At 37.6% G+C, this 25,279-nt stretch carries 18 protein-coding genes; 12 read left to right on the top strand and 6 right to left on the bottom strand.

Annotation, left to right across the window (positions count from 1 at the left end; all coding sequences use genetic code 11):
• Window positions 1-74: 74 nt before the first annotated feature.
• The 6 genes from QM481_RS05490 (at window position 75) to QM481_RS05515 (ending at window position 7,883) form a co-directional block, all read left to right on the top strand.
• Entirely contained in the window at window positions 75-1,187 is a 1,113-nt protein-coding gene (locus QM481_RS05490; RefSeq protein WP_283380966.1) for a hypothetical protein, read from the top strand.
• A gap of 206 nt (window positions 1,188-1,393) precedes the next feature.
• Window positions 1,394-4,063: a DNA gyrase/topoisomerase IV subunit A gene (locus QM481_RS05495; RefSeq protein WP_283380967.1), complete on the top strand. Its 2,670-nt coding sequence runs from the start codon at window positions 1,394-1,396 to the stop codon at window positions 4,061-4,063.
• A gap of 297 nt (window positions 4,064-4,360) precedes the next feature.
• Window positions 4,361-5,020: a SanA/YdcF family protein gene (locus QM481_RS05500; RefSeq protein ID WP_283380968.1), complete on the top strand. Its 660-nt coding sequence runs from the start codon at window positions 4,361-4,363 to the stop codon at window positions 5,018-5,020.
• Window positions 5,021-5,170: 150 nt separating this feature from the next.
• Window positions 5,171-6,403 (top strand): sulfite oxidase, encoded by a 1,233-nt coding sequence (locus tag QM481_RS05505; protein ID WP_283380969.1) that lies wholly within the window; start codon window positions 5,171-5,173, stop codon window positions 6,401-6,403.
• Window positions 6,404-6,418: 15 nt separating this feature from the next.
• Window positions 6,419-6,811 carry a hypothetical protein gene (locus QM481_RS05510; protein ID WP_283380970.1) on the top strand — a complete coding sequence of 131 codons (393 nt, stop codon included), beginning with the start codon at window positions 6,419-6,421 and terminating at the stop codon, window positions 6,809-6,811.
• A gap of 205 nt (window positions 6,812-7,016) precedes the next feature.
• Entirely contained in the window at window positions 7,017-7,883 is an 867-nt protein-coding gene (locus QM481_RS05515) for a dienelactone hydrolase family protein (RefSeq protein WP_283380971.1), read from the top strand.
• A gap of 73 nt (window positions 7,884-7,956) precedes the next feature.
• Here QM481_RS05515 and QM481_RS05520 read toward each other — a convergent pair whose 3' ends face one another.
• The gene (locus QM481_RS05520; RefSeq protein ID WP_283380972.1) at window positions 7,957-9,888 is read right to left on the bottom strand and encodes a DsbA family protein; all 1,932 of its coding nucleotides are present in this window, start codon (window positions 9,886-9,888) and stop codon (window positions 7,957-7,959) included.
• Window positions 9,885-11,054: a pyridoxal phosphate-dependent aminotransferase gene (locus tag QM481_RS05525; protein ID WP_283380973.1), complete on the bottom strand. Its 1,170-nt coding sequence runs from the start codon at window positions 11,052-11,054 to the stop codon at window positions 9,885-9,887. Before QM481_RS05525 ends, QM481_RS05520 begins: the two co-directional genes overlap by 4 nt.
• 483 nt (window positions 11,055-11,537) lie before the next feature.
• Between QM481_RS05525 and QM481_RS05530 the strand changes: the two genes are divergently transcribed.
• The 5 genes from QM481_RS05530 (at window position 11,538) to QM481_RS05550 (ending at window position 17,964) form a co-directional block, all read left to right on the top strand.
• The gene (locus QM481_RS05530) at window positions 11,538-14,123 is read left to right on the top strand and encodes a glycosyl hydrolase (RefSeq protein ID WP_283380974.1); all 2,586 of its coding nucleotides are present in this window, start codon (window positions 11,538-11,540) and stop codon (window positions 14,121-14,123) included.
• A gap of 250 nt (window positions 14,124-14,373) precedes the next feature.
• On the top strand, window positions 14,374-15,891 hold the full coding sequence (locus QM481_RS05535) for a serine hydrolase domain-containing protein (protein WP_283380975.1): 1,518 nt from the start codon (window positions 14,374-14,376) through the stop codon (window positions 15,889-15,891).
• Between the two features lie 625 nt (window positions 15,892-16,516).
• On the top strand, window positions 16,517-16,900 hold the full coding sequence (locus QM481_RS05540; protein ID WP_283380976.1) for a DoxX-like family protein: 384 nt from the start codon (window positions 16,517-16,519) through the stop codon (window positions 16,898-16,900).
• A complete protein-coding gene (locus tag QM481_RS05545; RefSeq protein ID WP_283380977.1) occupies window positions 16,897-17,640 on the top strand; it encodes a DUF2071 domain-containing protein in 744 nt (247 codons plus the stop codon). Before QM481_RS05540 ends, QM481_RS05545 begins: the two co-directional genes overlap by 4 nt.
• Before the next feature lie 123 nt (window positions 17,641-17,763).
• Window positions 17,764-17,964: a YgaP family membrane protein gene (locus QM481_RS05550; RefSeq protein WP_283380978.1), complete on the top strand. Its 201-nt coding sequence runs from the start codon at window positions 17,764-17,766 to the stop codon at window positions 17,962-17,964.
• Window positions 17,965-18,018: 54 nt separating this feature from the next.
• Here the strand turns inward: QM481_RS05550 and QM481_RS05555 are convergent, their stop codons facing one another.
• The 4 genes from QM481_RS05555 to QM481_RS05570 form a co-directional block, all read right to left on the bottom strand.
• A complete protein-coding gene (locus QM481_RS05555) occupies window positions 18,019-19,320 on the bottom strand; it encodes a TolC family protein (RefSeq protein WP_166553824.1) in 1,302 nt (433 codons plus the stop codon).
• A gap of 67 nt (window positions 19,321-19,387) precedes the next feature.
• A complete protein-coding gene (locus QM481_RS05560) occupies window positions 19,388-22,477 on the bottom strand; it encodes an efflux RND transporter permease subunit (protein WP_283380979.1) in 3,090 nt (1,029 codons plus the stop codon).
• Between the two features lie 81 nt (window positions 22,478-22,558).
• Window positions 22,559-23,617 (bottom strand): efflux RND transporter periplasmic adaptor subunit, encoded by a 1,059-nt coding sequence (locus QM481_RS05565; protein ID WP_283380980.1) that lies wholly within the window; start codon window positions 23,615-23,617, stop codon window positions 22,559-22,561.
• Window positions 23,618-23,962: 345 nt separating this feature from the next.
• Complete coding sequence (locus QM481_RS05570) at window positions 23,963-24,589, bottom strand: class I SAM-dependent methyltransferase (protein ID WP_283380981.1); 627 nt, start codon at window positions 24,587-24,589, stop codon at window positions 23,963-23,965.
• A gap of 78 nt (window positions 24,590-24,667) precedes the next feature.
• Between QM481_RS05570 and QM481_RS05575 the strand changes: the two genes are divergently transcribed.
• On the top strand, window positions 24,668-25,216 hold the full coding sequence (locus QM481_RS05575; RefSeq protein ID WP_283380982.1) for a helix-turn-helix domain-containing protein: 549 nt from the start codon (window positions 24,668-24,670) through the stop codon (window positions 25,214-25,216).
• Window positions 25,217-25,279: the final 63 nt, after the last annotated feature.

A 25,279-nucleotide genomic window follows, 5' to 3' on the forward strand; every position in this document is an offset into this window, starting at 1 on the left:
GCTCATTCATAGTTGGATTTGTTCTAACATTTACACACGGCAATGGCTTATTTGGGCTCCTAATTGCGGGATTTATGCTATTCCTTACTGGGCGAACGAAGGATTTACTCAAATGGACTATTTTTACGATAGCTCTAATTTCTGTCTATTTTTATCAATATAGAAGTGTGCAAAATTCCAATGTTTCGCAAAGCTTACAACATATTGATATGCTACTCAGATGTCTTTTCACCTTCTGGGGAAGTGTTGATTGGCAATTCACAAACCGCTATGTTGTAACAAATATCTTAGCTGCTATAGCTGGCGCAATCATTGTTGTACCTCTTATCTTTATTTTAGGAAGATATTTATTCTGGAAGTTGTTGAAAACTAAAAGTAACCTAGATGATCATAACTTATTTCTTGTAGCTTGTTTTGGCTATTTGTTGATCACTTCAGCTTTGGTCGCATTGAGCAGAGCTTGGATTGGTGCTTCAGCAGGATTAGACAATCGTTATGCTCATAATTCACTTTGGGCAATAGCCTTGTTGTATCTAACACTATTACTCAATACTCCCAAACTCCTCCATAAATCACTTGGTATATTAGCGGTTTTCCTAGCATTTACGATTAATCTGTTCGGTTGGTATTCATCAACACTCAAATTGAAATATCAATTCGACAACCAGCGTGCCGAAGCTTTCAACTACAGAACAAATGGCTTTATATTCAAAGAATCTCCTGCTTTTAACCATAATATTGCTAAAACATTAGCACTGTCGTATCATGAGGGAATTAGCCGATACACAGACTTTGATCTAGATGTTCTGCACTCCTTCCAGAATCCCAATATTAAAATAGAGAAAGATTCGACACTTCGATTGACTGTTATACCGACGACAACAATCATTCAAGATGCCAAAAGTCCAACTACATTGGTTTCATATTTAATAGAAGCTCAATCTTTTCCCTACAATGATGATACATTTATAATGTTGCATTCTGAAAGAGCTGATTATTTAATTCCTGTTGAACACAAACATGGCTCAAAAGCTGATTTACTCCTCAGAGGAAAATATTATGGTGATGGCTTCTTTACCACCTTTATTAGTGGCAATCTTCCTAAAGGGAAATATCAGTATGCAATTGTTCAAAAAAATGACAAAACTTACAAAATCACCCTTCTTGAACAATTTTTAGAGATTTAATTTTCATCAAACCAACAAATTACCCGTTTTCTTAGCCATTTCTTTAAAATACAGACTGAGTAGATATTTTTTTTACCCATATTTTTTCCGTAAATTGGGGTTTTGTAAAAAAGCAACAAACGTAAGCTTATGACCAAAGCCGTCAAAACTGAACTATATTATGTTTGGTCCTAAGTCTACTTTAAAAAATTTGAGAATACGCTGTAATGGAAAACACAAATCAGACAGAAAATTTCGACGAAAACAAGAACACGAAAAGCGAAGAGGCATTACATGAGCAAGTGGCAGTGGCTGGGTTGTACGAAAACTGGTTTCTGGAATACGCATCGTATGTAATTTTGGAACGTGCCGTACCAGCAGTAGAAGATGGTCTAAAGCCCGTACAACGCCGTATCTTACATGCCCTTAACGAAATGGATGATGGTCGCTTTAACAAAGTGGCCAATGTAATCGGTCAGACTATGCAATACCACCCTCACGGGGATGCTTCTATCAACGAAGCCTTGGTAAACATGGGTCAAAAGGATTTATTGTTTGATTGCCAAGGTAACTGGGGCGACATTCGTACAGGAGATAGCGCAGCGGCAGCTCGTTACATCGAAGTTCGCTTGTCAAAGTTCGCACAGGATGTGGTTTTCAATCCACAAACAACCGAATGGCAATTGTCATACGATGGTCGTAAGAGAGAACCGATTACCTTACCCGTAAAATTTCCGTTATTATTGGCGCAGGGTGTTGAGGGTATTGCAGTAGGTTTGGCAACCAAAATCATGCCTCACAACTTTGTGGAGCTAATCGAAGCCTCGATTGATATTCTCAAAAATAAAAATGTTGAAGTCTATCCAGATTTTTTAACGGGCGGTTTAATTGATGTTTCTAATTACAACGATGGTATGCGTGGCGGGAAAATCCGAGTTCGTGCTAAAATCGAAGAATTAGACAAGAAAACCCTTATTATCAAAGAAATACCTTTTGCTACTACGACTACGAGTTTGATTGAATCTATCATCAAAGCAAATGATGCAGGAAAAATCAAAATCAAAAAAGTAATAGACAACACAGCAAAAGAGGTAGAAATACAGGTTCAACTAGCGCCTGGTACTTCGCCCGATGTAACCATCGATGCCCTCTATGCTTTTACCGACTGTGAGGTTTCTATTTCGCCTAACGCTTGTGTGATCATCGCAGATAAACCGCATTTTGTGGGCGTTAGTGAAATTCTTAAAGTTTGTACACGCCAAACACTTGAGCTATTAGAGCAAGAACTCGAAATTCGCAAAGGAGAGTTATTAGAAAAATTACTCTTTAGTTCACTCGAAAAAATCTTTATCCAAAATAAGATTTATCGTGATATTGAAACTTGTGAAACGTTCGAGGAGGTAGTTGCTACAGTAGACAAAGGATTAGAACCTTATAAACCACAATTCTATCGTGAGATTGTAGAGGAAGATTTACTTCGTCTATTGGAAATTCGTATCAAACGTATTTCTAAATTCGACTCTTTCAAAGCCGATGAATTGATGATCAAATTGCAGGAGGAACTCAACGAGGTAAATGATAATCTTGCTAATTTGGTCCGTTATGCAATTGATTATTACAAAATGCTCCTCAAAAAATACGGCAAGGGGCGTGAGCGTAAAACAGAAATCAGAAATTTCAATACCATTACAGCAGCTGTGGTTGCAGCGGCCAACCAAAAACTCTATGTAGACCGTGAGGGAGGCTTTATTGGTTATAGTCTTAAAAAAGACGAATATGTAATGGATTGCTCTGATATCGATGATATTATTGTCTTCCGAAAAGATGGTTCTTGTGTAGTAACCAAAATTCAAGATAAGGTTTTTGTCGGAAAAGATATTATTTACTGCTCTGTCTTTAAAAAGAATGATGACCGTAAAGTCTACAACTTGGTGTATTTTGATGCCAAATCTGGGACAAGTTATATCAAACGTTTCAAGATTACTGCGGTCACTCGAGATAGAGTATACGACCTAACAGCAGGAAATCCTAAATCTAAGGTACTATATTTTACTGCGAACGATAACGGTGAGGCAGAGGTAATTCAAGTTAACCTAACGGCATCTTGTACCGCTCGTGTCAAGCAATTTGAATACGATTTCAAAGACCTACTCATCAAAGGTCGTGACTCGATGGGCAATGTTTTGACAAAATATCCTGTTAGAAAAATTGTTCAGAAATCTGCGGGGGTTTCTACTTTAGGTGGTCTGGATATCTGGTATGATCCAACTATTGGTCGTCTAAACCGCGACGAGCATGGCAAATACTTAGGCAATTTTGAAGCCAAAGACCATATTTTAGTCATCTACAATGACGGTCAATATGAGTTAACCAATTTTGAATTGACCAATCGTTACGAGCCAAAAGATATTGCTGTTTTAATCAAATTTGTACCAGAGAGCATTATTTCGGCGGTATACTATGATGGAGCTAGCAAGTTGTATTACGTCAAACGATTTAGAATAGAAACAACAACGGTTGATAAGAAATTCTTATTTATCTCAGATGAAAAGGGTTCAAAACTGCATTTTGCCTCAGTAGATGTTTACCCTCGTATTGAACTAACCTTCAAAAAGGATGAAAAAGGCGCTTCGCTCGAGCATGAAGAGATTGCCCTAGACGAGGTAGCTGAAATTAGAGGTTGGAAAGCATTAGGTAGTAAACTTAGTACTCATAAAGTACAAGCGATAAAACCATTAGAGCCTAAAATTGTAGAAGTTTCCGTTCCTGAAAGTATTGGAGATGAGGATAAAACAGAAGCTAACGATGCTATTGTGGCAAAATTAGTTGAGCCTGAAGAAATTGAGTTTCCTGAAAACTCCGACTCAGGAAGTGGAGAACAATTAGGATTATTCTAATTGTTACTCCATTTATTGAAAGTCTGATAATTCAACCGTGTACCCTACAGTACGGTGAGGTTATCAGACTTTTTTTTTATATATTAGGGAAATACTTTCAATATTAACTAAATATTAAGACCGAAACTTAAACTTTTCTTACAAAAAATTTAACAATTTCATTAACATATCCTACGGATTTCAGCGTTATCTATAAGAATGGTATTTTAAAAAAAATAGGTTAGATGACTCGTACATGGATTTTGGATCATGTTTTGGAAAAGTTTAGTGTAAGAAGTAAAGTTGTACCAAAGCTATATGAAAAGTACCCTTGAAATAGCGATTCGAGAACCACTTAATTTTACCCGATTTATCAAAAGGGTGATTAAGGGGCTTATTGCATTGGGTTTCATGGGAATTATTTTAGTTTTGATGAGTAACATCTGGATTGTTTTTTCTACAGAAAATTATAATTATTATAATTTTGAGAACCTTCCTTCCAATGATTTTGCACTAGTGCTTGGAACAAGTAAAAATGTCACTAAGGGCAAAGAAAATTTATTCTTCCGTTATCGTATCGAAGCTGCTGCAAGACTTTACCACGAAGGCAAAGTCAAATATCTAATACTCAGTGGCAATCATGATTCTATCTTTTATAATGAACCCGCAGATATGCGTCAAGCGCTCCTTAAACTAGGTGTGCCTTACGATGTCATGATTTTAGACTTTGCAGGTTTTAGAACTTATGACTCAATTGTTCGTTGTAAAAAAGTATTTAATCAGCAGAAATTCACGATTGTCTCACAGCCCACGCACAATGCTAGAGCCTTATTTCTCGCACAGCATCTCGGCGTAGATGCAGTAGCGTTTGCTGCCCAAGATGTACCTTCTGGCTACAAAACCTATCTTCGCGAATATCTTGCCCGCCCAAAAGCAATTTTAGACGTATACTTCTTGGAATCGCAAAAATATAACTAAGTAATTCTTTCAGTATGTAGAATATATCTTTTTCGCTCAAGATATATTCTATTTATCCTATAGATTTACATGTATCTAAAACAAATCATTATACACTCTTCCTGAAAGTTCCTTATATTTACAAAAATTGTACAAAGCCCGCATTTAACCATGACGCACAAAAGAAGAAACTTTTTGAAAAAACTTATTGGAACAAGTACTATGACTGTCCTTGGTACTGAAATCGTTTTTGCCAACAATATGCCTAAAGGCTATACTCCTGTTATTCTAAATTCGCTAGAAGAGAATCCGCTTGATACGCTCAAAAAAAATAAGGAAATGACCATTTTGAGCGATCGTCCGTGGAACATAGAAGCACCAGCACATCTTTTAGATGATGAGGTTACTCCTCTGAACAAAATGTTTGTAAGAAATAACGGAAATCCTCCAGAAAATATCGACGTTAAAACATGGACGCTTACTATTGAAGGCGAATCGGCTAAAACCAAAAAGACTTTTACATTAGAACAACTCAAAAAGCAGTTTAAGCAATACACTTACCAAATTCAATTAGAATGTGGAGGGAATGGTCGAAGTGGTTTTGTTCCACAAGCTTCTGGTAATCAATGGTCAGAAGGCGCTATTAATTGTGCCGAATGGACAGGTGTGCGTCTAAAAGACGTACTAAATTCAGTCGGAATTAAGGATGATGCTGTCTATATTGGTTATTTTGGCAAAGATACTCACTTGAGTGGCGACCCTAAAAAGGTTACGATTTCTCGAGGTGTTCCAATAAAGAAAGCACTAGAAGATGAAAGTTTATTAGCATGGGCTGTTAATGGGCAAGAAATTCCTTTGATGCATGGTTACCCTTTAAGATTGATTCTTGGTGGATGGCCAGCTTCTGTTTCAGGAAAATGGTTAGAAAAAATTGTGGTACGTAACAAAGTTCACGATGGTGAAAAAATGGATGGTACCCATTACCGAGTGCCTTTGTACCCTATTGAACCAGGTGGAAAAGCACCCGATAGCGATTACAGAATTATAGAATCAATGCCGGTAAAATCGGTTATTACCTATCCTAAAACTGGCGCTATGGTTGATGATGGTAAAACCATCAGCTTGAGAGGACATGCATGGGCGGGCGATTTGGAAGTGAGTCAAATGGAAATTTCGATTGACTTTGGGGCTACTTGGCAAAAGGTTAGCCTACAAAAACCTAAAAATCGATTAGCTTGGCAACATTGGTCAACCGACATAAAATTTCCAAGAAAAGGCTATTATGAAGTTTGGGCCAAAGCCACCGATGCCAAGGGTATCTCACAGCCAATGGTCATTCCTGCTTGGAATCCAGCAGGGTATCTCAATAATTCATGTCATAGAATCGCAGTTAAAGTGGTTTAATACAATTGTTATCTTATGAAAAAAATCATGTTAGTAGCGACAATGCTTTCTATGGCTTACCTCGCTTCTCTAGGAAAAATTACGCCACAAAAATACAGTTCAAAAGCTATTTACGTAGATTCGACCAAAGGATTAGACCCTGAAACAGGCCTTGTAATTGCCAAAGAATTGGACATGGTAAAAGCCCAATGTACAAGCTGTCACTCGAGTAAAATGATTTTGCAATTCCGAGCTTCTCGTGAAGGTTGGTTAGAAAGAATTCGATGGATGCAAAGAACACAAAAGCTTTGGGATTTGGGTGAAGCAGAACCAATCGTTCTTGACTATTTGAGCAAATATTACGGTCCTGTAAAGCATGCACAGCGCCGACAGCCCTTATCAAATATTCAGTGGTATAAACTGAATTAAAAGATTAGCTAGTATCCAACCTCAAAAGGCGATATAGTTAGATATAGGTGATGGCATATATCTAACCATATCGCCTTTTGGTCGAATATTTCAACAAGACTTAGAACAATTGTAGCCAAATTTTTATTATTAAAGAAGAATTGACGAATGTACATTTTTGAAACATCGTCTAATTTAATCATTCATCCAAAACTCATCATAGAAAATGAACAAACTTTGGCTATCTCTCAATCTCCTTGTAGTAAGCATAATGGGATACTTTGGTGCAAAACCCATCGAACAACCTGAAAATCAAATTACAGTTTGTCATGCACCAATATCGGGTGATATGGCTCAATTTGCTAACGACCCCAATTTTATTGCTTTGCACCCAGCTCCAATAGCAATCAAATTTGTAGCAGAAGGTGAATCCATTACTTACCCAACAGCCGATGGTAGCACGGCCAATGCATATATCGTCAAAGCCAAAAAGAAATCTGACAAATGGCTTTTTGTTTATCAAGAGTGGTGGGGACTCAACGACCATATTAAACATCAAGCAGATGTTTTTTATAACGACCTTGGAGGAAATGTTAATGTTATAGCCTTGGATATGTATGACGGAAAATCAACAACTAATCCACAAGAGGCAGGAAAGTTGATGCAAGGCGTTGTCGAAACAAGACTAGAAAACATTGTAAAAGGGGCTATTACTTTGGCTGGGCCAAAAGCACAAATTGCAAATGTAGGCTGGTGTTTTGGCGGAAGTTGGTCATTAAAATCTGCCTTGTTAGGTGGAAAACAAACTATTGGTTCAGTAATGTATTACGGAATGCCAGTAAAAGATGTTGAAAAATTGAAGACTCTCAACAGCGATGTGTTAGGCTTATTTGCCACAGAACAATATATCTCACAGCAAGTAATCGAAGATTTTGCAGCCAATATGAAAACCGCAAACAAAAAATTGACTTACAAGATTTTCAATGCTGTTCATGGTTTTTCAAACCCAAGTAACCCAAAATATGACGAAGCTGCTAGTAAAGAGGCGTATGGCATGGCGTTGAGCTATTTGAAGGAGAAGTATAAGTTGTAAAAATTTGTTTTAGTATAAAAAGGGGCCTCAATGTTGGGAACATTGAGGCCCCTTTTTATACTAAAATCGTCGGTTAATAATCCGCCAATTTACTCTTCCAAATTATGCCATTTTTACTCTCGAATTTGTCGATATATCCTCTCTCATAAAGATCGTCCAAAGTTTTTTCAGTATCTTCTACAGATTTGTCACTGAGAAATGAAAATTCTTTGTTGGTCATTGTCGAAAAACAACTGAACAAGAAAACTGGATCTGTATTCAAACTCCTTTTTTGCGCATTTGGAATCAATTGATGAATAATGTCTTCGAAATATTCATATTCCTGATACCCTTTTGCGATAATCGTTTTATTGTCTTGATTGGTAAAAATTAGCGTCGGAAACACTCCCACTTCCATATTTTGAGCCAAAATCAAGTCATTTCGAAATGCTTCTTGTGCCTTTGTTTCGTAATCTTTGATAAATTTGGCTGAATCTAGTCCAACCTCAAAAGCTGCGTTTTCCAAATAATTAAGATCTACAATATTCTTTTTTTCTAAAAAGAGCATCTCTTTGATTCTTCTTAAAAACAAAATAGCCAAGTCGCCATCTTGCATTTGGGCTGCCTTGAAAGCAATTGAAGGTGGATAGGAAGAAGGAAGAGGGTCTTCCAGCCAAATATCTCCGTCCAAAGGTATTCCATGAATCATACAAACTTCTTCCCAGTGCGATGCAACATCAGATGGCTGGGTAATTGGTCCACGTTGATAATCTGTCCATGAAGGTAAAAGTCCTCCCATACGATAGTCGATATCAAAATATTCGCCATACTCCAATTTCAATCTACGTAACATTGGTTGAACTACCCAACAAGTCGAGCAAATGGGATCAGTAAAATATTGCACTTTTAAAGGTTTGTCTCCTTTATCATCTGACTCTTTTTTAGAAATCAGTGGTACAACCATTTTATCTCCATCTATTTTTTCAGGGTGCATAAAGAGCTCTTTTAACTCTCTTCCCAAATAGATATGTTTGGAAATCTCATCTTTGCGAGAGGCATAATATTGCTCAAAAGCTAATTCTGAATTTCCAATTTTTAACAACACCTCAGTTAATGCTTTTGCATCTAGAATAGCATTAGTGGTTCCCGCACTAGTAAATGGTAATGCCAAATGAGCAGCGTCGCCAATCAATACTACATTGCCTTCATGGAATTTTGGAAGCAGTCCAAAATCTCTTGTATTCCAAATATAGCTCGTTGAGTAATCATTGGTAGTTAGTAATTCATTGACAATTGGTGGAAAATCACTTAATTGAAAATCACAAAATGCCTTAAGCTGCTCAGGCGTAGACTTATCGCTACAATCTGCCTCTAAAGAATTATATTGCATAAACCACACAAAATCAGACGCTGATACGGGTATCATCCCAAAGCTAATTCCTCTGGTATCGCTCTGAAATTTGGTAAATACGTTGGGCAATTTTGACGCCAAAGCTTCATTTTTGCATAAGCCCACGACTTCTTTTACTTCTACTTTTGTAAATTCGACAGGACCCAAAATGGCTTCACGAACAGCAGAATTACTTCCATCTGCTCCTATAAAAATATCACCATATTCGACTTCTCCATTACTGAATTGGGCAGCAACAGCTTTTCCATTTTCATAAATAAAATGAGAAAAAATACGTCCTGTCTTGATGAGTCCTTCGGGAACTAGTTGATTCAAAAATGCAATTAGATCTTTTCTTCTAATGCAACGCCAAAGATTTAACTTTTGTCGTTTTACTGGTTCTCCATTACTTTTATTGAAATTAAACTCACCGATTTCGATACCTGGCAACGGAATATTTTTGCCTTCACTTAATTCCTCAAGAATAGACCATCCATCTAAATGCATGAGAAAAGCATGACCTCTGGTATGAAATTCGGTCATTTTTTCATTGATGACTACTTCAATATTTTGTTTATTTAACAACAGGCCAAGTGACAACCCTGCCACTCCCCCACCAATTATTACAACTTTCATAAGTAATTAAGTGCGGTTTTTATATGATTAAGAGCGTTAGAAAGAATTTCTTGTGATGTGGCAAAGCTTAGCCTTATATAACCATCGGCACCTGTTCCAAACCATTGTGGTAAGCCTGGCACTACTGCTACTTTGGCTGTTTCAAGCAGATACGTTTGTATTTCGGCACTGGTTTTTCCTGTACCTGTGATATCTGCAAATGCAACATAGCAACCTTGAGGTGCTATGCACGATACGCCTTTACTTGCATTGAGTTCAGATACACACAAATCACGCATCTGTTGGAGATGTTGAATAAAGCCTTCTAGCCATGGTCCACATTCATTTAAGGCAGTGGTTGCAGCAATCTGCCCTAAAACGTTTGCTCCGTGAACAGTCGATTGATGTAAGGATGCTTTAAAAATTAAATCTGCATGTGTTTGATTGAACGCAACGACTGAACCAATACGAAGTCCTGCTAATCCATACGATTTGCTATATCCTGTAACAATAATGGTTCGTTGTCGGATACTTTCATCGAGACTGGCAATACTGGTATAAGTGTATGGTTGGTACACAATATCACTCCAGATTTCATCTGATAAAATAATAAGATTATGTTTGATTGCAATCTCTCCTAGAATCTTCAATTCAGCAGGCGTAAATACTTTTCCTGTTGGATTCAAGGGATTACAAAGGCAAATCATTTTTGTTTTGGGAGTAATCAAGGTCTCTAATTCCCAAAAATCTACAAACTCTTGACCTGGAGGAATACCATAAGGAACGGCAACGGCACCAACAGTTTCAATAGAGTATTTAAACAGAAAATCAACAGGGTTAAAAATAATCGCCTCATCTCCTTTTTCAAGAAAGGCTTTACAAATGACATAAATTCCAAAAGCTGCGCTGTCTACAGGAAATGTAAATTCAGGTTTGGCTGGAACGTTTCGTTTGTTGTGAAAAAATTGGGCTACACTTTCTTTAAACTGAGGAAGTCCTTCGGGTGGACCATAGCATAAATAGCGGTCTTTAATAAATTTGGTTAGGGCTTCTGCTATTTGTGGTGCACTCGGGAAGTCAGGATCCGCCGCGGTTAACGGTATCACGCCTTCAGGAACTGTCGCCCAGCGTAAGTTGTAAGCACGCTCTTTGAGGATGCCTACATTTACAGTTGAGTCATCAAACATAGGATAATCTTAAGGATATATTTGTAAGTTTTATGGGTAATTTGCAATGGCAATAGCTATATTTTTTCTTTGTGTGCTAAATATGTACAATAAAAGTAGAAAAAACAATTTTATAAATAAAATTTCTAGCGTAAATATTCCGCTAAATATGTAATCGGTCTTTAGTTATAATGCAAAATAAATTGCATTATTATGTGCTAAGCTGTAAGCCGAAGGCGTTCGGCAAAGAAAAACACTTATTTCATCAGAAATACTATTTAAATTTAGCTTACAGCATAAAGCCTAGAGTTTAAAGCTGGTAAAATGAATTTAATTTTGCCCACTATCCTATGTATTTCCTTATTCCACAATCATTGAGGGCATTATTTGAGAAGTTGTCAAATGGCGTATTTTAAAACCTACTTCCAGTATGCTACAGGATGCAGATGTTTTTTTTATTTTCTATCTATGTATCTTGAAAAAATCAAAATAATCATATCAAAAATGAAAATTATATTCTTTGCAAAATCAGGAAATCAAAGATTCGGCAACTTTAAAGAAGTATGCTTGCTGATAACTTTTTTTCTGGTTGGAATGTTCACGACAAATGCACAAAAATATGATACACACAAGCCTTGGGCTTATTGGTGGTGGATGGGCAGTGCGGTAGACGAAGCAGGTATTCGTAAAAACTTACAAGATTATGCCCAAGCTGGTTTTGGCGGCTTACATATCATCCCGATTTATGGAGTAAAAGGCAACGATGCCAACAACATCGATTTTTTGAGTCCAAAATGGAATCAAATGTTGGCTTTCACGGTAAAAGAAGCTAAAAACCTAGGGCTGGGAATAGATATGACGATGGGCACAGGTTGGCCGTTTGGCGGAAAACAGGTAAGTGAAAAAGATGCTGCTAAAACCTTTGAGATTGTTTCGGAAAATGGAAAAAATAGCGTCAAAGTATTACCTACCAAGCAAAAAGTTAAGCGTGCTGCGCCAGGAGGTGAAGGATTTGTTCTTGACCACTTCAGCAAGGAGGCATTAGACCATTACATGAAGCCATTTCAAACCTTATTCCAATCATCTGAATATGGGGTACGTGCGCTATATAATGATTCATACGAGGTATATGGAGCCAACTGGACAGACAATTTTTTAGAAGAATTTCAAAAACGACGTGGGTATGATTTAACGCCCTACTTAAATGTTTTGGCAAAAACAGAAACTAAAGACCTTCTTGAAAAAAGAATCTTTGGTGATTACAATGCTACCATTGCTGATTTGTGCAGAGAGGCTTTTACCAAAACTTGGGCAGACGGAGTAAAAAAAATGGGTAAAATCTCCCGAAACGAAGCTCATGGCTCGCCTGGGAATATGCTCGATTTATATGCACTTTCGGATGTGCCAGAAACCGAGTATTTTGGGACAAAATATTTTGACATTCCTTATTTTAGAAGAGATCCCAAATTTGAGGAAGCTAGATATGGGGTACCAGATCCTTTGGTAATCAAATTTGCGAGTTCAGCCGCTAACACTGAAAACAAAAAATTTGTTGGCTCAGAAACTGCGACTTGGCTAGCCGACCATTTCAAGGTGTCACTTTCTCAAGTCAAACCTATCATCGATGAATCTTTGACTTCGGGAATCAACCATATTTTTTACCATGGTGTGCCTTATTCACCTCCGCAGGAAGCGTATCCAGGTTGGTTATTTTATGCTTCTACTAATTTTAACCAACAGAGTCATTTCTGGAATGAACTACACTTTTTGAATGAGTACATCGCTCGTTGTCAAGCACGTTTGCAAGAGTCGAAGGCACAAAATGATGTATTGCTCTACTTCCCTATCCATGATATTTGGCACGATGCTGGGGGAAAAGATCACGTACATTTGTTATCGGTGCATGCCAATGCTCAGGAGCTTTTATTCAACAATTCGTTTGGACAAGTTGCGAAGCTTTTACAATCAAAAGGCTTCAACTTCGACTATGTATCTGATTTACAATTGACTCAATTAAAATATGTAAATGGAAAACTACAAAGTCATGGAGGTTTGACGTACAAAACGATCGTAATTCCTAAAACACAGTATTTACCAACAGAAACCCTCAAAGCCTTACAAGCACTTCAAAAACAAGGTGCTCCAATTTTGTTTGTAGACCAATTGCCTGCCAATACTGCTGGCTTTAAGAATTGGGAATCGAATGAAGCGTTTTTAGCTAATTTCAATAAAAATCTAAAAGCTACGGAAATTTCAGTGCTTCCAAATGCCTTAGCAAAACTTGGAATAACCTCCGAAGAGATGGCGAACAAGGGAATATCTTTCATCAAAAAACAAAACGCCAAAGGTACTTTATATTTTATCAGTAATTTCTCCCAACAATTTCAAGAAGGGAAAGTTTTATTAGGCGCCAAAGGGGAAGCTGTGGAAATCTATGACCCACTTCATCAAACCAAGCAGTATATCCCATTTAGTAAAAAAGGAGCTTACACTGAAATCAAATTAGCCCTTTTAGCAGGAGAAAGTCGTTTTATACAGTTTTTTGACAAAAAGCCAGCTCAGGCAATTGCTCAAAATACGACTGCTCAACTGACCCACAAAGTCGAAATCAATGGCACATGGAAAGTTGATTTTTTGGAAGGACAACCATTTTTACCTAAATCTTACCAAACTACGAGCCTAGGCTCTTGGACGAGCGTTGGAGATTCTACTAACCAATATTTTACTGGAACGGCTAAATATTCGATAGACTTTGACTGGAAATCTGTAAAAGAAAATGTAATTTACTTAAATCTTGGCAATGTTCGTGAATCGGCAAAAGTGACTTTAAATGGTCAAAGTCTCGGAACACTCTGGAGCTTACCTTTCCAAGTAGCTATTCCTGTCAAGCTGTTAAAAGAAAAAAATCATTTAGAAATTGAGGTAAAAAACCTTTCAGCCAACAGAATGAGATATATCGACAAACAATCTCATAATTGGAAGAAATTCAAGGATATCAACATCGTAGATATTCAATACAAAGCCTTAGAGCCATCAACGTGGGAAGCAGAACCTTCTGGCTTGTTGGGACACGTTCAAATACTTTACTAAGAATCAGAAAGTATTGCGGATGTAGGATTGGAGATTTCGGTTTTTTTCAAAATAGGATTGAAAAAATAGCCTATACTTCCGAAATCCAATATCCGAAATCCCAAATCGAACAGAATTTTTCCACTTTTTGCTATATAATTCAGTTGACAAGCCCTTCTCCTCCGAGAAGGGCTTTGTTTTTGACTGGGCGAAATAGATTTGTTTTTCAGCGTCTAAAAAGCTATTTTAGAGAAAAACTCAATACTAAAATATGCGCAACTTACCTCATCAACGAATTTTAGGAATAGCCTTTGGTCTGGGATTATTTTTCCAAACTCAAGCACAATCTTTTGAAGAAAGAAAACAACAAGTTTCTCAAGCCCTGCCATTAGTCGATCAATTATTTAAGGAATATTCCGAGAAAAATCATTTCCCTGGCATGAGTTACGGAATTGTTTTGGATGGAAAACTAATACACGCCAAGGGAGTTGGCATGGCAAATCTTGAACAAAACATTCCTGCCACACCCCTATCTGCTTTTAGAATTGCGAGTATGACCAAAAGTTTGACCGCAATGGCAATCGTCAAGCTCCGAGATGAAGGAAAACTCCAAATGGACGATCCAGTTTGGAAATATGTACCTGAAATGAGAAATCAGAAATACGCTACCAAAGATTCACCTACGATTACGGTCAGAAATTTACTTACTCATTCGGCTGGTTTTCCTGAAGACAATCCTTGGGGCGATAGACAATTAGGTATTTCAGAAAAAGAATTTACCGATTTCTTGAAAAAAGGCATAAGCTTCTCCACGGCTGTAGATACGGAATATGAATACAGTAATTTGGGCTTTGCGTTATTGGGCGCTATCATCAAAAAAGTATCTGGGATGGCGTATCAGGAATACATCAATCAACAGATTTTAAAGCCATTAGGGATGAATCACACCTATTGGGAGTACACGAAAGTTCCCCAAAAAGAACTAGCCTTAGGTTACCGATGGTTGGATGGCAAGTGGATTCCTCAGCCTTTGGAGCACGATGGTGTATATGGCGCGATGGGAGGACTCATTACGACGATGGAAGACTATGGCAAATATGTTGCATTTCATCAAGCAGCTTGGCCAACGAGTGATGCTCCAGATTCTGGTCCAATCAAAAGGAGTTCGGTACGTGAGATGCAAAAGCCTTGGCAATTCAATAACCTCAATGCCAACTACCAATACCAATCAGGTAAAAAATGTGCAATGGTAAGTGCTTATGGATACGGCTTACGTACTTCTGTGGATTGCGAAGGTCGTCGTATGGTCGGACATAGTGGTGGTCTGCCAGGCTTCGGAAGCCATTGGAATATCTTACAAGATTATGGCTTAGGTGTGATTTCTTTTGCCAATAATACCTATTCACCGATGAGCTATATCAATATTCAAATTTTGGATACTCTTTTGGCTACCACCAAACTTGAACGCTACCCTATTCAACCAGCCAAAGTATTGGAAGAGCGATATGTACAATTAGTAGATGCCGTTCAGAATTGGGAAAATGCTAAGAGTATGAAAATATTTGCGGTGAACTTTTTTGATGATTACCCGATGTCAATTTTAGGAAAGGACACCAAGAATTTCCAAGAGAAAGTAGGTAAAGTGGTGAAAATTCATCCTATTAAACCTCAAAACAAATTGAGAGGTAGTTTCGTAGTTGAAGGAGAAAAAGGCAAATGCGAAATTAGTTTGACACTTTCGCCAGAAACACCAGCATTGATACAGGAATATCATTTTAGGGTATTGTAAGATTTAGGATTTTAAGTAAAAAACTACATTTTATCTCCTTCATTGAGTGAATTGAGATTGAGTGATTATTTTTAAGAGTATAATATCAAAACGGCGGTCGAAAAATATTTTTCGACCGTCGTTTTGATGAAGCTGTTTAAACTTTTGTAAAATTGCTGGCGTAAGCAATGAATTTATACTGTTTGAGCGAAGCGAGGTGGGACGCCACTCCGATTATAAATTCTTGATTTTTTTGCGGCCGCCGCTGCGGTTACTTTTTGTATCAAGGCGGGAACGCCTAGTTAAAAAGTAAGACGAAGAATTAATCAATAAAATATGTCTTTTGAAAAGTTTAAACAGCTTCGATATTATAATTCAGAATGATACCTCTTTAGACGCAAAGCATTGCGTCTCTACTAGTAAAATTCATAATTATTTCTCAACATTCATTTACTCATTCAATGGTTTAAGGAGTCAAAATAACGTTTAATGCAGAAAATCGTTTGATAAATTTCTTTCTGAATCGCTGTAAATAGGCTAAATTACTTCTAAATTTGTCAGGATACGTACTAGTTACCCTGTCCGAAGTCAAATTCTATTTGCATTAAAATTAGTCTTCTTGCCACCCATCAAAAGAAAAGACGCCATGACTCAATCTCTACATGACTACTTCAGGCATTTTATCGCTACCGTTTGGCTACTGAATGGGCTTTATTGTAAGGTTTTGGGGCAAGTCCCGAGACATGCGCAGATTGTTGAAACAATTTTGGGAGCTACCTATAGCCATGAACTAACTATGCTAATTGGAGTGCTGGAGATATGTTTGGGAATTGTGATTTATCTCAACATTCAACCAAAATTAATAGCTATTTTTCAAATTGTGATTATTTTGTCCATGAACCTTCTGGAGTTTCAATTAGCTCAAAAATGGCTCTTATGGGGTGCCTGGAACCTAGTTTTTGCAACACTTTTTTGCCTAATGATCTATCTACACGCTTTTGTGTTCAAACCTACTCCCAAACAAGCATGAGTATTTTCCAAAAACTACAATCACATCCCTTTCCTGTAGAAGCATTCTTCAAACAGTCGGTTGTTGTAACTTGTGCAGTTGAAAAAAGTATTCTTGAAAAGTTAATTCCAGCTCTTTTAACACTTGATACTTTTCAAAATCATTGGGGATTTGTGGCTATGGCTTTGGTAGAAACTCAAAAACTGCGTCCGAAAGGATTTCCAGCTTTTTTAGGAAATGATTTTACACTCATTGGCTATCGGATTTTTGTAAGATATACCAATTCCAAAGGTAAAAATCTCAGAGGTTTATATATTCTTAAATCTGAAACAGATAAGAGAAAAATGGAATTTCTAGGGAATATTTTCACTAACTACCAATACAAAACCATTGATATTCAAAAAACTGCCCAGTCTGACAGTATACTATTTCAGTCAAAATCTGGAGGATTTCAAATGCGTTTTAAAACAACTCTTGATTCGGACATTGGGTTACCCACCAGCTCTCCTTTTACAGATTGGAAAGAAGCTCGACGCTTTGCGGGACCGTTACCATTTACTTTTTCAGTAAACAACATGAGAAAAGAGGTAGTCATTGTGGAGGGTAAAAGAGAATTTTGGCAACCTAAACCCATTCAAATTCTTAAATTTTCAAGTGATTATATCAATCAATTGACCAATAGTCAATTTCGGTTAGCCAGTGGATTTGTCGTTGAAAATATTCCTTACGAGTGGAAGTCTGGTAAAATAGAGCGGTTTTAAAATTAAACAAACTTCTCAAAATCAGATTTTTATGTAACAATTATCACAGTATGGCATTTGAATAAAAGGGATATTTATGACATCATTTAAAACCCATTTATATCCAACCAAACAATTCATACTATGAAAAAGAACATGGGAAGTACCGACAAATTAATTCGTATAATCATTGCGATCATCGTTGCGGTGTTGTATTTCACGGGAACACTCACAGGTACTGTTGGAATCATCTCTGTGGTTATTGCTGGCGTATTTGTTTTAACAAGTCTTATCAGCTTTTGTCCACTTTATACCCTTTTGGGAATATCTACTTGTAAGAAATAGAAAACAAAAAAGCCCTCCATCAAGAAGGGCTTTTCTTTTATCACTTAGAAAGAATTATAATTCAAGTTTGTATGCGAGTTGCTTTAAATTAATTTCAGCGAGTTTTGCCGAATAGCTCAAATTATTCAAACGATAACCAGAGTTTTCAAAACTTTGCTGTGCTAATTTCACATCCACGATAGTTGCTTGACCGAGCTTAAATTGATTCATAACCACTTTGAGTAGGTTATTTGCTAGCTCATAGTTTTGCTTTTCAGTTTCCAACAATTTTAAGGCATTTGTGTATGATTGCCACGCTTTTGTCGCATTTGCCTGATAATTTTGAATTAGCGTTTCTTTTTGGATTCTAGCTGTTTGCGTATTGATACCTGCAATTTGTACCTGTCGAGAGTTTACTGAACCTGTATAAATTGGAACTGTTAAATTGAGCCCAAGTGATGGACCATACGTTTGGTTCAATAATGTCAAACCTGCTGCACTTTGGCTTCGGATATAACTCACTCCAGCATTTAGATTGAGTGTTGGAGACATACGAGCTTTCGTCTCTTTTTCCAAAAATTGATTAATCGTAATTTGTTGGTCAGCCGCTACAATATCAGGATGAGAATTAATACTCGTTTTTAGTGCCTCCCAATCCAATTTATTATCAATCAAAATAGTATCCTGAATCGCAATAGAAGATTCCGTTTGTTGCGTCATCGCACGAAGCAAATCCGTTTTGGCTTGTTCGATTACAAGCTTTTGAGACTGAATAGACTGAAGTTGTGCGTTAACATCCAATTTTGCTTGAATCAAATCTGCATCATTTGACATTCCTACCGAACGTCTTGATTCAATAATAGACAAACGTTGTTTGGATACTTCTAAGGACTTTTCAAGAGTGGTCGAAAAATTTTGTTGCTGAACTACCGCATAATATTTCAACATTACGTCTGCCAAAATTCCTTGAACGACACTATTCAACTGTGTTTGACTCAGTTTTTGTAGTTCATCCAAACGTTTTCTGGTAGTCATAATTCTGTTACCATTGTACAACACCATTGTACCCGTAACATTGACGTTGGTATTGTTTGCTCCTACGTTTGAACGATTTGTTGAAGTTCCGTTACTCAACTCCTGATTCAAGGTGGTAATTTGTTGGGTATTGGTGGCACTACCGTTAACGGTTGGCAAAGCTCCAGCTACACCTCTATTATTGTTGATACTTGCGACATTCAGTGCGTTTTTTGCGATTTGGATGTCCAAGCTATTCTTGAGCGCTGTATTTACCGCATCCGACAGAGTAACACGGTCTTGTGCCATCAGCCAAGAGGGCAAACACGTAGCCAAGAGTATATAAGAAAGTCTTTTTTTCATTGCTATTTGCATTTTCAATTGCCTGAAAATTAAGGTTGAGCAGCTTATTTACATAAACTACCCTTGATTATGCTTGAAGTTCTGCCTCCTCTTCTGACTCTGGTTGGTGGTCTTTCTTTCCAGAGATAAACGTATAAACCGCTGGAATCACCAATAATGTCAAAATTAAAGAGAACAAAATACCTCCTACCACTACAATCCCCAAAGGAATACGGCTGGTAGCTGCTGCACCCAAGGACATCGCAATAGGTAAAGCGCCCAACGAGGTTGCCAAACTGGTCATCAAAATAGGGCGTAAACGTTGTGCTGAAGCCTCTACTACTGCTTCAAAGATTGGTAAACCTTCGGCACGTTTGTGGTTAGCAAACTCTACAATCAAGATACCGTTTTTGGTTACCAAGCCAATCAACATAATCATCCCAATTTGTGAGAAGATATTCAAAGTTTGATTAAAAATCCACAAACTCAACAAAGCCCCTGCCAAAGCCAAAGGTACTGTCAACATGATTGTTAATGGGTCTTTGAAGCTTTCAAACTGAGCCGCTAATAGCAAATAAATCAACACCAATGCCAAACCAAAAGCGAAACTTGTATTTGATGAACTTTCGGCATAGTCACGAGATGGACCATTCAAAGCTGTTTGGAAAGTATTATCTAAGGTTTTACCTGCAATTTTTTGCATGGCTTTTACCCCATCTCCAATCGTTTTACCTTCAGCCAAAGACGCTGAGATAATCGCAGATTTCAGACGGTTGAAGTGATAGATTGTAGAAGGGTTACTACTTTCTTCTAACTTCACAACAGCACTCAAAGGAATTCTTTCTGCTCTTGAGTTCGTCACATATACATTGGTAATATCCAAAGGTTGCTTACGATCTGTTCTTTCTACCTGACCAATTACTTGATACTGACGACCATTCATGGTAAAATAAGCCAAACGACGACCTGAGAAAGCGCCTTGAACTGCACTTACTACGTCTTGTGTCGACAAGCCCAAATCTTTGATTTTGATACGGTCAAAAGTCATTAAGAGTTCAGGTTTGTTAAACTTCAAGTTTACGTCAACGTTCTGGAAGGTTTTTTCATTACGAGCTTCTTCCAAGAACTTTGGCAATACCGTTTTGATTTTGTTCAAGTCAACGTTTTGAATAACGAACTGTACAGGCAATGAGCTTCTCGAACCAGAACCTACAGAGATAGTTTGTTCTTGTACAGCAAAAATACGTGCATTGTTAAACTGCGAAAGTTTCTCATTGAGGTCTTTAGCAATTTTTTGCTGACTACGCTTACGTTCGGTCGGCGCAACCAAACCTACACGAGCAATAGACGAGTTGGTTCCTCCGCTACCTCCAAACCCTGGTACAGCATTAAACACAAAGTCCATTTCTGGAACAGAGTCATTCAAATAAGTGGTGAGTTCTTCGGCTACATTTTTAGTAAAATCAAAACTTGAACCTTCTGGCGCTGTAATCGTAAAACGAACCGAGCTTTTATCTTCCATTGGAGCAATTTCTGATTGAATATCTTTTCCTACAAACCAGATAATACCAGCACAAACGACAACAATAACCCATGCCATCCAACGGATATTCATGAAACCATTGAGCATTCGTTTGTAGCCACTTTCCATGCCTACGAAGAAAGGTTCTGTTTTGAGATAGAACCAACCATAAGAGTGTTTCTTGCGACTCATTACCACATTGAGTACTGGTGTTATGGTCAGTGAGACAAAGGCAGAAATCAGTACGGCACCTGCTACTACAATACCAAACTCACGGAACAAGCTACCCACAAAACCTTGCAAGAAAATTACTGGTAAGAATACAACCGCCAAGGTCAAGGAAGTAGAAATTACAGCAAAGAAAATTTCCTTACTACCTTCCAATGCTGCCTTGCGAATTGGCATACCTTCCTCTAATTTTCGGAAAATATTTTCAGTAACTACAATACCATCATCCACCACGAGTCCTGTCGCCAACACGATACCCAACAAAGTCAATACGTTGATGGAGAATCCAGCCCAATACATCACAAAGAAAGTCGCAATCAATGAAATAGGAATATCGACCAAGGGACGGATGGCAATAAGCCAGTCACGGAAGAACAAGAAAATTACGATGATTACCAATCCTAAAGAGATAATCAGGGTTTCTTCTACTTCTTTCAAAGAGTTGCGAACGTTTTTGGTATTGTCAATCAAAAGCTTGAATTCGATATCCGATTTATTCTCCTTTTTAATTTCTTCCAAACGCTTATAAAACTCATCGGCAATATCGATATAATTCGCGCCAGGTTGAGGCACAAGCGCCATACCTACCGCACTTACCCCATTGTATTTCCAAGAAGTTTCTAAACTTTCAGGTCCTAATTCGATTTCTGCAATATCGCCCAAACGAACAATCCCATCAGCATCTTGACGAATAATCAAATCACGGAACTGTTGCTCTGTAGTCAAACGACCCATCGCACGTATAGTCATCTCCGTATTTGCTCCGTAAATTTTCCCTGCTGGAATTTCTACGTTTTCACGAGAAAGCGAATTTTGTAAATCTGTAAAAGAAATATTGTGCGAGTTCATCAAGTCGGGTTTCAACCACAAACGCATGGCATAGCGCTTCTGACCCAAAATGTTGATACCACTTACGTCGTTGATAGTTTGAAAACGTTGTTGTAAAACGTTTTCAGCATAATCACTCAACTCCAAAAGACTTTTTGACTTACTTTGAATCGCTAGCAACAAAATGAAGTCGGAGTTGGCATCGGCTTTGGACACTACAGGTGGTGCATCAATATCCTGTGGTAAGTTACGAGACGCTTGAGCGGCTTTGTCACGAACATCACTGGCAGCAGCCTCTAAGTCAGAGCCAAGGTTGAACTCAACTGTAATCGTACTTCTACCCAAAGTACTTGATGAAGTAATAGAACGAATCCCAGGAATACCGTTGATTTCTTTTTCGAGAGGTTCGGTAATTTGGTTTTCGACAATATCAGGGTTAGCACCTGTATAGGAAGTAGACACCGTAACAATCGGAGGGTCAATCGCAGGATAATCCCTTACCGACAAAAATGAAAACCCAACTGCACCAAAAAGTACAATCAAGATATTCATCACGGTAGCGAATATGGGTCTCTTTAGTGATAATTCAGAAATATTCATAAAATTAATCTAATGCTTTAGTAAACAAATGACGCTGTTGATTGAATGGATAAATGGATTTTTCTTTTTCTTAGAAGAAAACTATTTATCCGAACGCTCTACCTTTCTCACTTTTACGTCTTTTCCGTCACGAGCAAACAATACACCTCCAACGACTACAGTATCGCCAATACTTACACCACTTTTAATTTCTACGAATTCTTCCGTACGTACACCCGTAGTCACATTCGTAAATACAGCTTTGCCGTTTTTCACTAACACGAGTTTTTTGTTTTTATCATCAGGAATAATCGCATTGGTAGGAATCATAATGCTGTTTTTATCAACGGCGCTATTGATATATACTTTTGCAAATGTACCCGGATTAGCATTACATTTTTGAAGAATCGCACGTACTTGAATATTGCGCGTTGTCAAATTAATTTGAGGCTCAATAGCAATCACATTAGCCTTGCAACGAGTTTTGCCTCCCGCATCGATTTCTACATCAACCACAGATCCTTTTTTAATTGAAGAGGAATATTCTTCAGGAAGTGTAAAATCTACCTTCAAAACTGAAGTCTGTTGAATGGTCGCAATAATCGTCGTTGGAGTAATATAAGCTCCATTACTAACTTTTCTTAAGCCGACGATACCTGCAAAAGGTGCTTTTAATACCGTTTTCTCCAAAAGAGCCTGCGTATATACCATATCGGCTTTTAAAGAATTTACCGTATTCAAGGCTGCATCATAGTCAGCTTGGTTGATACCATTTACAGCCAATAATTTCGACAAACGTTGTTCTGTTTTCTCTGCCAATTCTAACTGAACCTTTTGTTTTAGCAATTGAGCTTGTAAGTCGCCATCATAAATTTTGGCAATCACCGTACCTTTGGCAACGGTAGTACCTTCAGGCACATTCAAGAAAGTCAATCGCCCACTGATTTCTGGGTGTAGTTCTACGTACTCATTCGCTACAACCGACCCATTTGCCTCAATTACATTGGAAACGGACTCAGGATAGGCCACTACGACATCTACGATTACAGGCTTATCTTCTTTTTTGCCTGATTCCTCTTTTTTCTTGCTATGACAACCAGCCATCAGGAAGCATAATGCTACCGCAACCTTCGGTGTTAGTGGAGAGAAATGTGTTTTCATATTTGATTGTAACTATTTATTTGGTCTTTTAATTTGAGGGTCTATTATATAAGTTTTGAATGATGAATGATGAGTTTTGAATTTAGTATAGTAAATAATAAACTCAACCCATGGCATACGATCATTGTAAAGTTTCTTTTTTACTTCTTCGTCTTATTTACACTACCTATTTTGTCAATTTAAAAACTCAAAACCCCACACTTCAAACTCCACACTTATTAATAAATCTGTCCAACTTACTAAATTTCAGGAAACTTGCTGACCGCTTTTATACGAAATTGAGTTTTATTTCGCCCAACGCCTTATAATATCCGACATGATTTTTTATAGTGTGTCAAGATAAGGTTAATCTGATTTTTGCCAGAGTTGCGCTTTGACATATCCCTTCATCCATTCTTTGGAATGTTTCAGTGTAAAGTTGTTCCTAGACAAAAGTTTGGGGTAGTCTGCCAACTGAGCATTGGTTACACCACTAACATATCTAAAAAACGTAAACATGATTTTAGTAAGGAAGGAAAAATAAAAGTGATTTGTTGGAAAAAAGTCTACCAACAACCACATTCCAACGGGTTTCAGAACAGAATGCAAAGGTTGAATAATATGTAACTCAAGCGCTGGTTCGGGAAATAAATCTAGTACAAAAGGGGTAAAAATCAGGTCAAACTGTCCCAAATCGAGCAATTTCTCTTCTCCCCCACAAACCCAAACAATAGGGCAATCCTTAGGTACTTGCTTCTGACTTAATGACAACATTTGTGCCGATTTTTCGAGATATACGATTTCCGAAGGCTGACAAATACGTATCAATTCTGGTAATATCCAGCCTGTTCCTCCTCCAATCAGTAAGATGCGTTGGTTTTTGGGTAATAGCGTCAACAATTGTACTTGTGCCACTCGAAGTCTATTGCCGAACACCAGTTTAACTAATTTATCATAATAGGGAGCAATAAAATCAAAATTTTTGTTTTCCATCCGAAGTATCCATTATGTTAGAATAGGCATTAATTTAGTGATAAAATCTTCCGAAAAGGAAAAACAGTACAGCGAAATATGACAAAGGTATATATAAAAAATATGGTATGCGACCGTTGCAAATATGTAGTTCGACAAGTGTTCGAACAAGCCAACGTATTCCCACAAACGGTAGAATTAGGACTAGTAGAAACCCCAAACGATTTAAACACCCAAGAACAACAGATAATTTTCAGTAAGCTCGAAGCCTTTGGGTTTGAAATATTGGCCAATAAACAAGAACAAACCGTGAGTCAAATCAAGGGATACATAACAGAATATCTACAAAGTGAAGAACCGATAGATACCACCTTAAAATTCTCAGTATTATTGGCAGACAGCATCGGAAAAGACTACAAAGTGCTAAGTCAGCTATTTTCAGAATCTGAGCATCAGACCATTGAGCAGTATCTGATAGAGCAAAAAATCCAAAAAGCAAGCGAACTTCTCTCCTACAACCAACTCAATATCAGCGAAATAGCCAACCAACTAGGCTATAGCAGCGTCCAGCATCTATCGAATCAATTTAAGAAAGTGAAAGGTGTTACACCTAGTGAGTTTAGGAGGGTGGGAAACACTATATTTTAAGCTATTTCTTAGATGTTTAGATCGTCTTATTCATAAGATACTCGTATCAGAACTAATTTTCAC

The organism is Flectobacillus rivi (genome assembly GCF_030056655.1).
GTDB classification, from domain to species: Bacteria; Bacteroidota; Bacteroidia; order Cytophagales; family Spirosomataceae; genus Flectobacillus; species Flectobacillus rivi.